This window comes from Microbacterium shaanxiense (assembly GCF_054779995.1).
Genome location: NZ_BAAGXE010000001.1, coordinates 43,345 through 57,840 on the forward strand (window position 1 = coordinate 43,345; position 14,496 = coordinate 57,840).

A 14,496-nucleotide genomic window follows, 5' to 3' on the forward strand; every position below is an offset into this window, starting at 1 on the left:
CAGCCGACAGTGTTCATCAGTGAACCGGCGAGGGAGACCCCCGTCGTCGGCGAGTACGACGTGGTGGTCTCAGGCGGAGGACCCGCCGGCGTCATCGCGGCGGTGGCAGCAGCACGAAACGGCGCCAGGACGCTGCTGATCGAACGGTACGGATTCGTCGGCGGGATGTCGACGAGCGCCCTGGTCACACCGATCAGCGAGTTCCGCGTCTCGGGTCGGCAGCACGTAGGCGGAATCCCGCTCGAGCTGGTGCGCATCGCCGCTGAGCTCGGGGGAGCGGAACTCGACCGCGACAGCGGGAACTGGCCCGTGAACGACGAGATCTTCAAGCTCGCCGCGCAGCGGCTGCTGCTGCAGAGCGGCGTCACGCTGCTCCTGCACACATGGTTCGCCGACGTCGTAGGCGAGGGCGGGCGCGTGAGCCATGTGGTCGTGCAGAACAAGGCCGGGAGGGTCGCGTACAGGTGCGAGGCCGTCATCGACTGCACCGGAGACGCGGATGTCGTGCGTGCGGCGGGCCTGCCGACGACCAAGGGAGACGTGCTGCAGCCCGCCTCACTGTGGTTCCAACTCGGCGGCGTCGACACCGCTGCGCTGGAGTACGTCTTCGGCGACGCTGTCGATGGAATCCTTCCTGTGTCGGAGTCGATCCGCGCCCGCCTCTCAGAGCTGCACGGCGCCGGAGAGTTCCCGTTGTTCGGCGGTCCGTGGATCAACCAGTTCTTCCACGAGGGCATGGTGAGCATCAACGTGCTGCGCGAACCGACCGACGCGAGCGATCCGGAATGGTTCTCGCGCACCGAGACGAGCCTGCGCGAGAAGATGCACGTCGTCATCGATGTACTGCGGCGCGAGTTCCCGGAGTTCCGCGACGCATGGCTGGCGAAGTCCGGTATCCAGACCGGGGTGCGCGAGACGCATCACATCGTCGGGCTGTACGAGCTGACCGAGGATGACATCGTCGACCCGAAGCCGTTCCCCGACACGATCGCGAAGGGGGCGCACACCATCGACATCCATCACACCGATTCGATCGACCAGAACGATCTCGTGATCCTGCGTCGCCCATACAACGTGCCATTGCGCTCCCTCGTGCCGCAGCGCAGTGAGAACGTCATGACGGCGGGGCGGACAATATGCGCCGACGGCCCCGGCTTCGGCTCGGTGCGGGTCATGGCGACCTGCATGGCGATGGGGCAGGGGGCGGGTACTGCCACCGCTCTCGCGGTGCGCGACCACTTGTCGATGTCTGAACTCGACTTCGACGTGCTGCGAGCAACCCTCATCCAACAGGACGCGATCATCGACTTCGACAACGTCACGGCGTTCGCCGCCGAGAGCTGAACAGGAGAGACCCATGCAGCAGACGAACACATCCGTCATCGCCCGACGCATAGTGCTCGACGGCGACTACGCCACGCAGCCCTATGAGGCCGGTTGGGCCAGCGAGGCGGTGATCTTCGTACAGACCGAGGGCGACCATCCCGACTTGCATCTCGCGACCGAGATCTCGCCCGACGGCATCCACTGGATCCAGCGCGGCGAGACGGTGGTGCTGGACGCCGAATCCATGATCGCCGAGTTGTCGCTCAAAACGTTCGGGAACTGGCTGCGTGTCACGCTGAGAGGAGCGACGAAAGAGGCGACGGCACGCGTCCTCGTGCACGTCAACGGCAAGGGATGAGTGCGCTCATGCCACAATGACGCCATGACCCAAGCCACCGCAGACCTGTACGATGAGTACGGAGAAGGGCTCCAGTCGCTCCCGCTGCAGCTGCGCAGCTTCGGTCGCAGAGCCGCATTCGACGGTCCGATCCGCACGATCCGCTGCCACGAGGACAACGCGCTCGTGAAGACCATGCTCGCGACCCCCGGCGACGGGGCGGTGCTCGTGGTCAACGGGCTCGGCTCGTTGAACACCGCACTGATGGGCGACCTGATCGCAGCATCGGCGGTGGAGAACGGCTGGGCCGGCGTCGTCATCAACGGCGCGATCCGCGACAGCGTCGCGATCAACGGGTTGGATCTCGGCGTGAAGGCTCTCGGCACCAATCCGCGCAAGAGCGCGAAGCTCGGCGCCGGCGAGGTCGACGTCGACGTGTCGTTCGGGGGAGTGCGGTTCCGGGTGGGAGCTCACCTGTACAGCGACGAGGACGGCATCCTCGTCGAGCGTTGAGTTACTGACCAACGCGTTCAGGTCGCACTTTTCGTCGGAACAGCGCGCGCATGACGACAGAAAGTGCGACCTGAACGGTGAGCCGGAGGTCCGGCGCGCGCCTTAGACGGCTGCGCGCAGACCCTCGACGAGAGGAGTCGTCGGTCGGCCGATGAGGCGCGCGAGCGTGCCGTCGGTGTCGCCGAGCGCGCCGCCGCGAATGCCGGCATCCAGGCCCGTCACGAAGCCGATCGTGCCCTCGTCGAGGCCGGCTGCAGCCAGCTGCGCTGTGTGCTCGTCGGTGGACAGCGCCCGATACTCGACCGGGCGTCCGGCGACCTCGCCGATCGCTGCGGCCAGCTCAGAGAAGTCCCAGGCGGCGTCGCCGGCGAGTTCGTACACCTCGCCGATGTGGCCGTCTTCGAGCAGAACGACGGCCGCGGCATCCGCGAAGTCGCGCCGGCTCGCAGACGCGACCTTGCCCTCGCCGACGCTCGCGGCGAGCACACCGGTCTCGGCGGCCTGCGCCGCGCTTCCGGCGTAGTTCTCCGTGTACCAGTTGTTGCGCAGGATCACGGAGGGGACGCCGGATGCGGCGATCAGTTCCTCGGTCGCCTTGTGCTCCGGGGCGAGGATCAGGTCGCTCGTCGTGGCCTTCGGGGCGCTCGTGTAGACGAGCTTGCTGACGCCGGCCGCCTTGGCCGCGTCGATGACGGCCTTGTGCTGCGGTACGCGGTGGCCGACCTCGGAGCCCGAGATGAGCAGCACCGAGTCGACGCCGTCGAGCGCCGCGCTGACGGATGCCGTGTCGTCGTAGTCCAACGCCACGACGCGGATGCCGCGATCGGCGAGATCCGCGGCCTTCGAGACGTCACGGGCGCCGGCGATGATCGTCTGCGGGTCGGCGCCGCGCGCGAGCAGGCTGTCGATCGTGAGGCGGCCGAGCTGTCCGGTCGCACCGGTGATGAGAATGGTCATGGGATTCCTTTCGAGGAGCGGTCTCCGATGACAACCCGTCACGGCTCATGACATTCCGATCCGAGGGTACCCACTTTGAAGTAAGGTACCCACATGAACGTCAGTTTTGCGCAGATAAAGGAATCCATTCCGAACGTCTTCGAAGACGGCTGCAGCACGAGAGTCGTTCTCGATCACATCATGAGCAAGTGGGGAGTGCTCGTGCTCTCCAGCCTGTCCGACGGCACGCGCCGCTGGGGAGAGCTGCGCCGCGAGGTCGACGGCATCAGCGAGAAGATGCTCGCCTCGACGCTGCGCACCCTCGCGAGCGACGGGCTCGTGCATCGCGAGTCTTTCCCGGCCGTCCCCCCGCACGTCGAGTACAGCCTGACGCCGCTCGGCGTCGACCTCATGGAACGCATGCTGCCGCTGGTCGCCTGGGTCGCCGACAACTCCGACCGGATGCTGGGACGCGAAGGCGCCTGAGTCGCCCCGGGCCTCGTGACCGCCGCGCCCGTGCTACTTCAGCTGCGGATCAGATCCACACCCGCGGCCGTGAGCTGACGCAGGGTCGCATCGGGCAGGAACGCCCTGGTCAGACCGCTGCCGATGCGCGCGAGGTCGCCTTCGTCGCGGTACAGCAGGTAGATCGGCTCGTAGCGGGGATTGAACTTCTTCTTGAACTGGTGCAGCGAGCGGAATCCGTAGACCGGCTCCAGCATCCCGCCCATCCTCGACAGCAACGATGCGATGGCGCCCTCGTCCACCGGTGACTCGTGCGCGAGCGGTGCGCCGGACAGCGAGAGGATCTCGGCGCCCTCCTCCGAGAACGCCTTCGCTGACGAGCCGATCAGGAACTCCATCACCGCACCGAAGCCGCCGTCGCGACGACGCATGAGGTCGAGCGTCCATCCGACGATCCGCCCGCCGGCGCCATAGACCGGGAGCCAGCTGAGCAGCCCGTCGACGTCGCCCTCCGGCGAGATCGCGAGGGCGAGCCGCACTTCGGGGTCCTCTGCCTCGTGCAGGGTTCCGAGCGTGAAACGCATCTCTGGCAGACCCTTGTCGCCCACCCACGACTCCGATATCGCCCTGAGCTGCTGCCGCGTGCCCCAGCTGACCTCGGCGAGCGTGGTCAGGCGGAAGGTCATCCCCTCGCGCTCGGCGCGGCTGAACGACTGACGCACCCGCGCCCAGGCCTTGCCCTGGAAGGTGAGGCCGGCGAGGTCGATGATCGTGTCGTCAGCGACGGTGAGCGCCTGCCACCCATCGGGAAGAAGTTCGCGTGTGCGCGCGGATGCGCTGAAGAAGCATGGCGTGACGGCGTGCGCCTCGGCCGCGCCGATGAACTCGCGCACCGCATCCGCGTGAGCTTCGGGCGGGCCGAGCGGGTCGGCGAGCGCGATCGCCGCACCGGAGCGCAACTGGAACGGCACGATCCCGCCCGACGACGTGCGCAGGTACTCCATGTTGTCCCACGTGGTCATCCACGACAGCGTGCCGCCGCCGTTGTCCCGGATGGTCTGCTTCACATCGTCGACGCTCACCTGATCGCCGCCGAGGCTACGGGGGCGCCGCCACACGCGGAACGCCGCACGCGTGACGATGAGGAAGACGAGATAGGCGAACCAGAGGATCCCGGCGGAGACCGTGACGTCGAGGTCGCCCTGGACGTCGTCGATCGAACCGTCGTCCACCACGAGGAGCAGCGCGTGCAGCACGATGGCGAGACCGCCGACGACGATGTTGATCGCCGCGAGGATGATCGCGATGATCCAGGCCCAGCGGCGACCGCGCCACAGCCCCGCCGCGATCACGAGGATCACGGCGGTGTCGAACAGCACGTCGGGCAGGGCGGTCTCGAGCCAGAGATCGGTCGTGCCGAACGGACCGTTCGTCGGGAGGAGCATCACGATGAGCTGCACGATGCCGAGCGCGACGACGATGTTCACGGCGAGCATCCGCTGCTCGTGGACTGTCGTGCGCTGCACCCGCAGGGATCGATCGACCGACAGTACGAGCAGGATGGCCAAGGCGTGCTCGACGTCGGCGAGGGTGCCGAGGTAGAGCAGGCTGATCGCTGCGAATCCGAGTACGACGAACCATGCCCGCTGCCGCCACGGCGCGGCGAAGAGCCCGACCGCCGCGGCGATGCACGCCATCGTGCCGCCCGAGGCGCCGACGTCGAGCGTCTGCGCCAGCTGCTGCGCCCACGGCCACGGCAGCGCACGCCCGCCGGTCAGCAGCAGTGCGGATCCGAGGATCGCGAACAGCTGGCCGATCCAGTAGTAGAGCAATGCGACCCGCCAGCCGCGGCGATGCTCGAGGTAGGCCATGCCCCAGAATCCGAGGATCGTGGGGATGTACACCCACGGCTGGATCACGAAGAACGTGCCGGTGATCGGCGTCCACCACCGGCCCTGCTCAAGGGCCGGCAGCCCGTAGGCCACCGCGTCGAACAGGTCGGTGCCGGCGAGCGGCCGCCAGAGTCCCTGACCGGCGACACCGACGATGAGGATCACCGCCACGAATGCGAGCGTCGCCGGGATCCGTCGGGCGGCGCCGAGGATCGCGGAGGATGTCGAGCGGGATTCCGTTGCCTCGGCTGTGCTCATGCCTTCAACGTATCGACGCATCGAGGTGCGGGGCAACGGTTCGCGCTACGCCGCCCGGAGAATCGCCGCCGTGACGCGGGCGCTGAAGTACAGACTCTCCACCGGCACGCACTCGTCAGCCGAGTGGAACTGCCCGTAGACGTCGAAGTCCTCCGGCACCCGCAGCGGCACGAATCCGTACCCGTGCACGCCGAGACGGGCGAAATGCTTGTTGTCTGTGGACGCCGGCAGCAGGTAGGGCACGACGACACCGTCCGGGTCCTCGGCCGTGAGGGCGGCGGATACCGTGTCGACGAACGGGCCGTCGATGGGCGAAGCGATCGGATGCATCGACCGCAGGCGCTCGACGTCGACGGTGTCACCGGCGAGACGGGAGACCTCGGCGAGCAGCTCGTCATCGCCGCCGGGCAGCGCCCGGTAGTCGACGACGGCCTCGGCGCTGCCGGGGATGATGTTGCTCTTGTCGCCAGCACGCAGCACGGTCGGCGCCGCCGTGTTCCGTGCGGCGGCGGCGATGACCCGGCCGACGAATCCGAGCTGTTCCAGCTCGGCATCCAGGTTCTCGTCGCTGAAGACCGTGCCCCGCGCCTCGCCGACAACGGAGAGGAATCGGGCCAGCGCCGGAGTACGCACGACGGGGAATCGATGCGCGCCGATCCGCGCGACCGCGCCCGCGAGCTGCGGCACCGGGTCGCTCGGCAGCGGCCGCGATGCGTGCCCCGCCTCCCCGCGCGCCGTGAGCCTGAGTCCGCCGACGCCCTTCTCGGCCGTCGCGAGCAGATACGCCCTGCGTCCTTCCACGAGCGGCACCGAGAATCCGCCGACCTCGCTGATCGCCTCGGTCGCTCCGGCGAACAGCTCCGCGCGGTTGTCGACCAGCCACGAGGCGCCCCACACTCCGCCGCTCTCCTCGTCGGCGAGGAAGGCGAAGATCAGATCGCGTCGCGGGCGGATGCCGGAGCGCGCGAAGTGCCGCGCCACCGCCAGGGTCACTCCCGCGTAGTTCTTCATGTCGACGGCGCCGCGGCCGTAGAGCAGGCCGTCTGCGATCTCGGCGCCGAACGGCGGGTGGGTCCAGCCCGCAGCATCCACCGGCACCACATCGAGGTGCGCGTGCACGATCAGGGCACCGGCATACGGATCCGACCCGCGAAGGCGGGCGATCACACTCCCTCGACCGGGAACGGGCTCGACGAACGTCGTCTCGATCCCCACCTCTTCCAGCCTCGCCTGGACGAAGCGCGCCGCCCTGGTCTCGCCGTCGCCGATCGTCGCGAGGTCGCCGGTGTTCACGCTGTCGATGCGGATGAGATCGCGCACGAAGTCGAGCGTCTCCTGCTCGAGCTGACTGAGGGTCACGACCTCAGCGTATGCGGCGGAGCCCGCGCGTTACGCGCCGTTACCGTCAGAATCGGTGATGCGCGGGGTGCGTGATTCACTCATTCTCGTGAACAACTCCCGTGCGAAGAACAAGATCCTTTCCGCCCTCGGCGTGCTGGCAGCCGGCGCGCTGACCATGTCGATGGCGGCGTGCGCGGGTGGCGGCGGTACCGGAGGCGACTCCGCCGACGGCGCGGCCGACGAGACCAAGATCGTGCTGGGTGCGGATGACGGCACCGAGCAGCACTGGACGATCCTCAAGGACAAGCTCGCCGAAGAGGGCATCGAGCTTGAGGTGCGCACCATCACCGACGCCGTGCAGCTCAACCAGGGCGTGCAGGACGGCGAGCTCGACGTCAATCTGTTCCAGCACCTGATCTTCCTCTCCGACTTCAACGTCAACAGCGGTGGCACGCTCGTGCCGGTCGGCGCGACCGCCGTGTACCCGCTCGCGCTGTACTCCGAGCAGTACAAGAGCGTCGAGGAGATCCCCGAGGGCGCGACCGTCGCGCTCCCGAACAACCCCACCAACCTCGCCCGCGCCCTGCTGAACCTGCAGCGCGCAGACCTGCTCGAGCTGAAGGACGGCGGCGACGCCTTCTCGACCGAGGCCGACATCACGTCCCAGAAGATCGAGATCCTGCCGGTCGACTCGAATCAGACGGTCACCGCGCTCAAGGACGGCAGCGCCCAGGCCGCGATCGTGAACAACACCCAGGCGCAGAAGGGCGGGCTCGGCGACGACCTGATCATCTTCAAGGAAGACCTCGACAACCCCGAGCTCGCGCCGTACATCAACGCGTTCGTCGTCAAGGACGAGAACAAGGACGACCCGCGCTGGGAGAAGCTCATCGAGGCGTACCACTCGCCCGAGGTCGAAGAGGCCGTCACCGAGCTGAACCAGGGCAACCTGCAGTTCAAGGGCGACTGGACCGCCGCCGACCTCCAGAAGGAGCTCACCGGCCTCGAAGACACGTTGCGCGCGCAGCAGTGACCGGAATCATCTCGTTCGATCGGGTCTCCAAAGCGTTCCCCGGAACGCGGCGGGGGCCCGTCGTCGATGCCCTGGAAGAGGTCGATCTCGACGTCGAGCGGGGGTCCATCGTCGGCGTCATCGGATACTCCGGAGCGGGCAAATCGACGCTGGTCCGGCTGATCAACGGGCTGGAGAAGCCGACCGACGGCAGCGTGAACGTGCTCGGCGTCGATGTCGGCAGCGCGTCCGAGACCGAGTTGCGCGGTCTGCGCGCACGCATCGGCATGATCTTCCAGCAGTTCAACCTCTTCGGCTCCCGCACGGTGCGCGGCAACGTCGCGTATCCGCTCAAGGTCGCGGGCTGGAAACGGGAGGACATCGCGCCCCGCGTCGCCGAACTTCTCGATTTCGTCGGCATCGGCGACAAGGCCGGCCGGTATCCGCGGGCGCTCTCGGGCGGGCAGAAGCAGCGGGTCGGCATCGCCCGCGCGATCGCGGCCAACCCTGAACTGCTGCTCGCGGATGAGGCGACCAGCGCGCTCGATCCGCAGACCACCGGCGAGGTGCTGGCGCTGCTCAAGGAGATCAATCGTCGACTAGGGATCACGATCGTCGTCATCACCCACCAGATCTCGGTCGTGCACGAGCTGTGCGATCAGGTCGTCGTGATGGACGGCGGACGCGTGGTCGACAGCGGCGACACGTATCGCGTGTTCGCGCATCCGCGTGCCGAGCTTACCGAGCGCTTCGTCGCCGCCGTCACGCAGGGCGTGCCGGCGGGCGACACCCTGGAATCCCTGCTCGTGGGCGGTGGCACTCTCGTGAGCGTCGACGTCAACGAGTTCACCAGCGAGGACATCGACGAGGTGTTCGAGAAGCACGGAGTGCGGCGCGCGGTCGTCTTCGGCGGCGTCACGGACATCCGCGGGCGGCAGCTCGGAACGCTCACGTACCGGCTGCAGGCGGGGGCGGATGCTGTCGCAGAAGCCGTGGGGGAGCTCTCGGCGCGCACGAAGGTCTCGGTGCTGCGCGGCACGGGGTCGCAGGTCGCCGCATCCGGATCGGAGGGCGTCTCATGACGGGCATCCAGCCGCTCGCGAACTGGGATTCGCTGACGCCGGTGCTGCTGCAGTCGATCCAGGAGACCGTGTACATGGTCGCGGTCACCCTGGTGATCGGCGGCGTCGCCGGGCTTCTGATCGGTGCCGTGCTCTACGCCACTCGGCCGGGCAACCTGTTCGGCAACCGGATCGTCTTCAATGTGATGAATCTCGTGATCAACGTCATCCGGCCGATCCCGTTCATCATCTTCCTCACCGCCGTCGGGCCGGTCACGAAGCTCGTCGCCGGGACGACGCTGGGCACCGAGGCGGCGATCGTGCCGATGACGATCATGGCCGCGGTCGTGATCGGGCGCGTGGTCGAGCAGAACCTCGTGGCCGTCGATCCCGGCGTCGTCGAGGCCGCGCTCGCGATCGGTGCGAAGCGACTGTCGATCCTGTTCGGCGTCGTGATCCCCGAGGCGCTGGCGCCGCTGATCCTCGGCTACACGTTCATGTTCATTGCAGTGGTCGACATGTCGGCCATGGCGGGATACATCGGCGGCGGTGGACTCGGCAACTTCGCGATCATCTACGGCTACAACCAGTTCGATCAGCAGGCGACCTGGGTGACGGTCGCGATCATCATCGTGATCGTGCAGGTCGGGCAGATCTTCGGCAACTGGCTCGCCCAGCGCGTGCTGCGGCGTTAGATCGCCGCGCTAGTCGACGGCGGCCGTGATCAGGATCGGCCGGTGGTCGCTGGAGCGCTGCGGCAGCGTCTGGATCCGGTCGATGGTGAAGCCGTCGGACGTCGCGAAGTCGTAGTGGCCCTTGAACACGCGGTAGCGCGTGTAGGTGCGCTCGTCGCTGAGGGTCAGCGTGTAGCCGTGGTCGCGGATCGTCTGGCCGAGGTTCTCCTTGAACACCGGGTAGTTGTAGTCGCCCACCATGAGCACGGGCGCCCCGTGCGCCATGGACTCGAGCTCCGTGAGCGCGGCGCGGATCTGGTTGCGGCGCAGCGAGTTGAGTGCGGTGAGCGGCGCCGCGTGGAACGACGCCACGATCAGCTCGCGGCCGTTGTCGATGTCCTGCAGGTGGACGCCGAGCACCCGCTCGTGCGCCGGCTTCAGCACGCGATCGTGCAACGACTTCTTCAGCCCGAAGGTGCGCATCGCCAGGAGCCGGAACGTGTTCATGCGGTAGTAGAGCGCCAGTCCGAGTCGGTTCCCCTGAGTGGCATCCGCGAGCGCGAGTCCCGCGATCTCGTCCGGGAGCGCCTCGACGTCGCACTCCTGCAGGCACAGGATGTCCGGCTCGTGGTCGGCGATGAGCTCCGCGAGCTCGGTCGCCGCACGATGCTTCCGCAGGTTGTACGAGATCACCTTCATCGATCACAACGCTACTGCGTTCGTCTGAACCGGAGGTGTCGAAATCAGGCCGAGTCGCCGCTGTCGCGTCGCGCGCGGGTCTGCTCGGCGCGGGTGGCGAGCAGGTCGTCGGCGGGGTAGCCGACTTCGGTGAGTGTCAGGCCGCGGGCAGCGAGCACCTTGAACTCGCTCGTGCGCTCGAGCGCGTCGCGCAGCACCACGAGATCGTCGACGTCGAGGCGCTGCTCGCCGACGGCCACGCACGCGCCCACGAGAGCGCGCACCATGCTGTGACAGAACGCGTCGGCCTTCACCTCGGCGATGAGCACGCCGTCGGCGTCGCGGTGCCACCGGTAATCGAGGAGGGTGCGGATCGTCGTGGCACCCTCGCGGGGTTTGCAGTAGGCGGCGAAGTCATGCAGTCCGATGAGGGTCTGCGCCGCGGCATCCATCGCCAGAGCGTCAAGCTCGCCGCGAACGCTGGTGGTGTCAAGCCGCCTGGCCGGATCGTAGCCGGCGATCTCGTCGGCGAGCCGGTAGCGGTACCGGCGCCAGACGGCGGAGAAACGCGCGTCGAAGCCGTCGGGCGCGAACGACGAGCGGTGCACCGTCACGTCGGAATACGCTCCGAGCACTCCGCGGATGCGCCCGGCGATCGAGCCTGCCGGGTCGTGCGAGCTGCGTCCGTGCCTCGTGAGGATCCGCGACCACTGCTCGTCGTCGAGGTCGACATGCGCGACCTGACCGGCGGCGTGCACCCCCGCGTCGGTGCGCCCGGCGACGACGAGCCGCACGTCAGAGCCGACGATGCGGGCCAGCGCTGCCTCGAGCGTGCCCTGCACGGTGCGCAGCCCCGGCTGCGTCGCCCACCCGCGGAACTGCGTGCCGTCATAGGCGATGTCAAGCCGAATTCGCACGAAGGCCAGCCTAGACTGGAATCTTCGGTCACGAGCCGTCCCCCCTCCTCACCATGACGCCCATTCACTCCACTCCTCGACGTTTCGCGGGACTCGACGGACTGCGCGCGGTGGCCGTCATCCTCGTGGTGGCGTTCCACCTCTTCCCGTCCTCACCGGTGCGGTCGGGCTTCGTCGGCGTCGACGTGTTCTTCGTGATCAGCGGGTTCCTGATCACATCGCTGCTGCTGCGTCCTTCGCGTCTCGGACCGCTCGGATCGCCCCGTCGACTGATCGACTTCTGGCGCCGACGCGCCCGGCGGCTGCTGCCGGCACTCGCGCTCGTGATCACGGTGTGCGCGACGGCGGCATGGATGCTGGGCGGCGATGTGCTCGTCGGCATCGGCCGGCAGGTGCTGGGCGCTGCCACCTTCAGCTACAACTGGCTCGCGGTCGCGGGCGGCAGCGACTACTTCGCGGCGACGGCGCCCGAGCTGTTCCGCAACGTCTGGTCGCTGGCCGTCGAAGAGCAGTTCTATGTGCTGTGGCCTCTGCTGCTTCCGCTGGTGCTGCTGATCCCGGGGCGGTGGACGCGCGCGGCGCTCATGCTCGTCGCCGCCGGCGGATCGGCATGGTGGATGGCGGCGCTGGTCGCCGGCGGCGACGTCACGCGCGCGTACTTCGGCACCGACTCGCACGCGTTCGGTCTGCTGCTGGGCATCGCCCTCGCGCTCGCCGCAGCGGACATGCCGGAGAGGGAATGGATGCTGCGGCGCAGCGCGCAGGCCGGTTCGATGCTCCTCGGGGTGGTCGGGCTGGCAGCCGTCGTCGTCGCCGCGCTGGCGCCGGAGGACGCTGCCATCACGGGCGTGCTCGTGCTCGCCTCCGTCGGAACGGCGCTCACGATCTTCGCGGGCACGTGGCCCGGATCCTGGTGGGGGCGCGGCCTCGACGTGGCACCGCTGCGGTGGATCGGGGAGAGGTCGTACGGCATCTATCTGTGGCACTGGCCCGTCCTCGTGCTGGCTCTGGTCGCCACGCAGGGGACCGGCCCCGAGGTCGGAGTGCCGGTGGTGACAGGGGCGGCCGTGCTCGTGGCGTCGGTCGGGGCGGCAGCGCTGTCGTACCGCTTCGTCGAACAGCCGCTGCGCCGGTACGGATTCCGGCACGCCTGGCGTGCACTGCAACGGAGGATCACCGGCCGTCCGATGGTGCGCCTCGCCGGAGTCTCCGCGCTGGGACTCGGTGTCGTCGCCGTGGGCGGAACAGCGGCGGCGATCGTGACCGCGCCGCCGACGACGTCCGCGGCCGCGGCGATCGCGGCGGGGGAGCAGGCCATGAGGGATGCCGCGAAGGCGGCGCCCGACGAGTCGGACGGTGAGCCGGAGCAGATCGAGATCCCCGACGGTACGGAGATCACGGCGGTCGGCGACTCGGTCATGCTCGCATCCGCGCCGTCGCTGTACGAGCAGTTCCCCGGCATCGAGGTCGACGCCGAAGTGTCCCGCTCGATCTGGGCGGGCCCCGACATCCTCGACGACCTCGCGTCACGGGGAGAGCTGCGCGAGAACGTGGTGGTGGCGCTCGGCACGAACGGTCCCGTCGACTGGGGCGTGCTCGAGCAGATGTCGCAGGTGGCGGGGAAGGACCGCAACCTGATCCTCGTCAATGCGCACGCGCCGCGCGACTGGATACCCGGTGTGAACGCCGACCTCGCGGCCTTCGCCGACAGCCACCGATCGGTCTGGGTCGCGGACTGGTCCGGCGCGATCGCACCGCACACCGAACTGCTCGCCGGCGACGACATCCATCCGGGCGAGGCCGGCGGCGACGTGTTCGCCGATTCCGTGGAGAGCGCGTTGGAGCGGGCGGAGAAAGACCGCATCCGCGCCGAGAAGGACGTCGAACGGGCGCCGTCCGGGCGCGCACACCACGTTCCGTTCCCGGAATGAGGGTCGCGGTGGGCGCGATTCCCACTTCAGACGAAAATGCCGTAGGCTATCCCTTTGGTACTCGACTGCAGAGTGCCGCGAACGTGAGCCCTCCACTGGCGTGTTCCGAGCAATAGCGAAGAACCACCCCGGAGTGGGATTCACGAACTCCTCCGTTCGAACAAGAAAGCAGCACTATCGTGACGCGCACTTACACCCCGAAGGCCGGGCAGATCCAGCGTGACTGGGTCGTCATCGACGCCAATGACGTCGTTCTCGGTCGCCTCGCCTCGCACGCCGCCGCACTCCTGCGCGGCAAGCACAAGGCCACCTTCGCCAACCACCTCGACTCGGGTGACTTCGTCATCATCATCAACGCCGACAAGGTCGCGCTGACGGGTCAGAAGCTCCAGAAGAAGATGGCGTACCGCCACTCGGGCTACCCGGGCGGTCTGTCGAAGGTCTCCTACGAGGAGCTCCTCGAGAAGAACCCCATCCGCGCTGTCGAGAAGGCCGTCCGCGGCATGCTCCCCAAGAACAGCCTCGGTCGTCAGCAGCTGACCAAGCTCAAGGTGTACGTCGGTGCCGAGCACCCGCACGCCGCTCAGCAGCCCACGACGTACACCCTCGACCAGGTCGCCCAGTAAGCGCCGCTAAGACCCCTAAGGATATTCTCGTGGCTGATACTCAGGACACCACCGAAACCCCTCAGAACTACTCGACCTCCAGCCCGGAGACGGTCGAGACCGAGGCGGCTCCCCGTCCGGTTCTCAACGTTCCCGGCGCAGCCGTCGGCCGTCGCAAGCAGGCCATCGCCCGCGTGCGTCTGGTCCCCGGCTCCGGCGTCATCACGGTCAACGGCCGTACGCTCGAGGACTACTTCCCGAACAAGCTGCACCAGCAGCTGATCAACGACCCGTTCACGGTGCTCAACCTCCAGGGCGCGTACGACGTCATCGCACGCATCTCCGGTGGCGGCGACTCCGGCCAGGCCGGCGCACTGCGTCTCGGCATCGCCCGTTCGCTGAACGGCATCGACGCGGAGAACAACCGCGCGACCCTCAAGAAGGCCGGCTTCCTCTCTCGTGACGCTCGCGTCATCGAGCGCAAGAAGGCTGGTCTCAAGAAGGCCCGCAAGGCGCCTCAGTACTCGAAGCGTTAAGCACGAGAGCCCCG

At 68.0% G+C, this 14,496-nt stretch carries 15 protein-coding genes; 10 read left to right on the plus strand and 5 right to left on the minus strand.

Annotation, left to right across the window (positions count from 1 at the left end):
• Window positions 1-9 precede the first annotated feature (9 nt).
• From ACYVG2_RS00205 to rraA, 3 genes are read left to right on the plus strand one after another with little or no spacing between them, the layout of a single operon-like run.
• Entirely contained in the window at window positions 10-1,344 is a 1,335-nt protein-coding gene (locus tag ACYVG2_RS00205) for an FAD-dependent oxidoreductase (protein WP_460779139.1), read from the plus strand.
• Window positions 1,345-1,357: 13 nt separating this feature from the next.
• Window positions 1,358-1,684 carry a DUF6385 domain-containing protein gene (locus tag ACYVG2_RS00210; RefSeq protein WP_460779140.1) on the plus strand — a complete coding sequence of 109 codons (327 nt, stop codon included), beginning with the start codon at window positions 1,358-1,360 and terminating at the stop codon, window positions 1,682-1,684.
• Between the two features lie 24 nt (window positions 1,685-1,708).
• Window positions 1,709-2,176 carry a ribonuclease E activity regulator RraA gene (rraA, locus tag ACYVG2_RS00215; RefSeq protein ID WP_460779141.1) on the plus strand — a complete coding sequence of 156 codons (468 nt, stop codon included), beginning with the start codon at window positions 1,709-1,711 and terminating at the stop codon, window positions 2,174-2,176.
• 102 nt (window positions 2,177-2,278) lie between these two features.
• On the opposite strand, the gene ACYVG2_RS00220 is transcribed toward rraA, so the two are convergent.
• Window positions 2,279-3,133 carry an SDR family oxidoreductase gene (locus ACYVG2_RS00220; RefSeq protein WP_460779142.1) on the minus strand — a complete coding sequence of 285 codons (855 nt, stop codon included), beginning with the start codon at window positions 3,131-3,133 and terminating at the stop codon, window positions 2,279-2,281.
• 93 nt (window positions 3,134-3,226) lie between these two features.
• Here ACYVG2_RS00220 and ACYVG2_RS00225 point away from each other — a divergent pair, with 93 nt between their 5' ends.
• Entirely contained in the window at window positions 3,227-3,598 is a 372-nt protein-coding gene (locus tag ACYVG2_RS00225) for a winged helix-turn-helix transcriptional regulator (protein WP_366232689.1), read from the plus strand.
• A 38-nt stretch (window positions 3,599-3,636) separates the two neighbouring features.
• Here the strand turns inward: ACYVG2_RS00225 and ACYVG2_RS00230 are convergent, their stop codons facing one another.
• Window positions 3,637-5,727: a bifunctional lysylphosphatidylglycerol flippase/synthetase MprF gene (locus ACYVG2_RS00230; protein ID WP_460779143.1), complete on the minus strand. Its 2,091-nt coding sequence runs from the start codon at window positions 5,725-5,727 to the stop codon at window positions 3,637-3,639.
• A gap of 45 nt (window positions 5,728-5,772) precedes the next feature.
• The gene (locus ACYVG2_RS00235) at window positions 5,773-7,086 is read right to left on the minus strand and encodes a M20/M25/M40 family metallo-hydrolase (protein ID WP_460779144.1); all 1,314 of its coding nucleotides are present in this window, start codon (window positions 7,084-7,086) and stop codon (window positions 5,773-5,775) included.
• 88 nt (window positions 7,087-7,174) lie between these two features.
• Here ACYVG2_RS00235 and ACYVG2_RS00240 point away from each other — a divergent pair, with 88 nt between their 5' ends.
• From ACYVG2_RS00240 to ACYVG2_RS00250, 3 genes are read left to right on the plus strand one after another with little or no spacing between them, the layout of a single operon-like run.
• Complete coding sequence (locus ACYVG2_RS00240; protein WP_460779145.1) at window positions 7,175-8,101, plus strand: MetQ/NlpA family ABC transporter substrate-binding protein; 927 nt, start codon at window positions 7,175-7,177, stop codon at window positions 8,099-8,101.
• The gene (locus ACYVG2_RS00245; RefSeq protein ID WP_460779146.1) at window positions 8,098-9,162 is read left to right on the plus strand and encodes a methionine ABC transporter ATP-binding protein; all 1,065 of its coding nucleotides are present in this window, start codon (window positions 8,098-8,100) and stop codon (window positions 9,160-9,162) included. The genes ACYVG2_RS00240 and ACYVG2_RS00245 overlap by 4 nt, the downstream gene beginning before the upstream one ends.
• On the plus strand, window positions 9,159-9,836 hold the full coding sequence (locus ACYVG2_RS00250) for a methionine ABC transporter permease (protein ID WP_448964103.1): 678 nt from the start codon (window positions 9,159-9,161) through the stop codon (window positions 9,834-9,836). Before ACYVG2_RS00245 ends, ACYVG2_RS00250 begins: the two co-directional genes overlap by 4 nt.
• Before the next feature lie 9 nt (window positions 9,837-9,845).
• Here the strand turns inward: ACYVG2_RS00250 and ACYVG2_RS00255 are convergent, their stop codons facing one another.
• Both ACYVG2_RS00255 and truA read right to left on the minus strand, forming a co-directional pair.
• Complete coding sequence (locus tag ACYVG2_RS00255; RefSeq protein WP_460779147.1) at window positions 9,846-10,514, minus strand: endonuclease/exonuclease/phosphatase family protein; 669 nt, start codon at window positions 10,512-10,514, stop codon at window positions 9,846-9,848.
• A 44-nt stretch (window positions 10,515-10,558) separates the two neighbouring features.
• The gene (gene truA / locus ACYVG2_RS00260) at window positions 10,559-11,410 is read right to left on the minus strand and encodes a tRNA pseudouridine(38-40) synthase TruA (RefSeq protein ID WP_460779148.1); all 852 of its coding nucleotides are present in this window, start codon (window positions 11,408-11,410) and stop codon (window positions 10,559-10,561) included.
• Between the two features lie 53 nt (window positions 11,411-11,463).
• Here truA and ACYVG2_RS00265 point away from each other — a divergent pair, with 53 nt between their 5' ends.
• The 3 genes from ACYVG2_RS00265 (at window position 11,464) to rpsI (ending at window position 14,482) form a co-directional block, all read left to right on the plus strand.
• Complete coding sequence (locus ACYVG2_RS00265; RefSeq protein WP_460779149.1) at window positions 11,464-13,341, plus strand: acyltransferase family protein; 1,878 nt, start codon at window positions 11,464-11,466, stop codon at window positions 13,339-13,341.
• 179 nt (window positions 13,342-13,520) lie between these two features.
• Window positions 13,521-13,967: a 50S ribosomal protein L13 gene (rplM, locus tag ACYVG2_RS00270; RefSeq protein WP_448710886.1), complete on the plus strand. Its 447-nt coding sequence runs from the start codon at window positions 13,521-13,523 to the stop codon at window positions 13,965-13,967.
• Window positions 13,968-13,996: 29 nt separating this feature from the next.
• Window positions 13,997-14,482, plus strand: coding sequence for a 30S ribosomal protein S9 (gene rpsI / locus ACYVG2_RS00275; RefSeq protein WP_426184849.1), 486 nt, complete (start codon window positions 13,997-13,999; stop codon window positions 14,480-14,482).
• Window positions 14,483-14,496 lie beyond the last annotated feature (14 nt).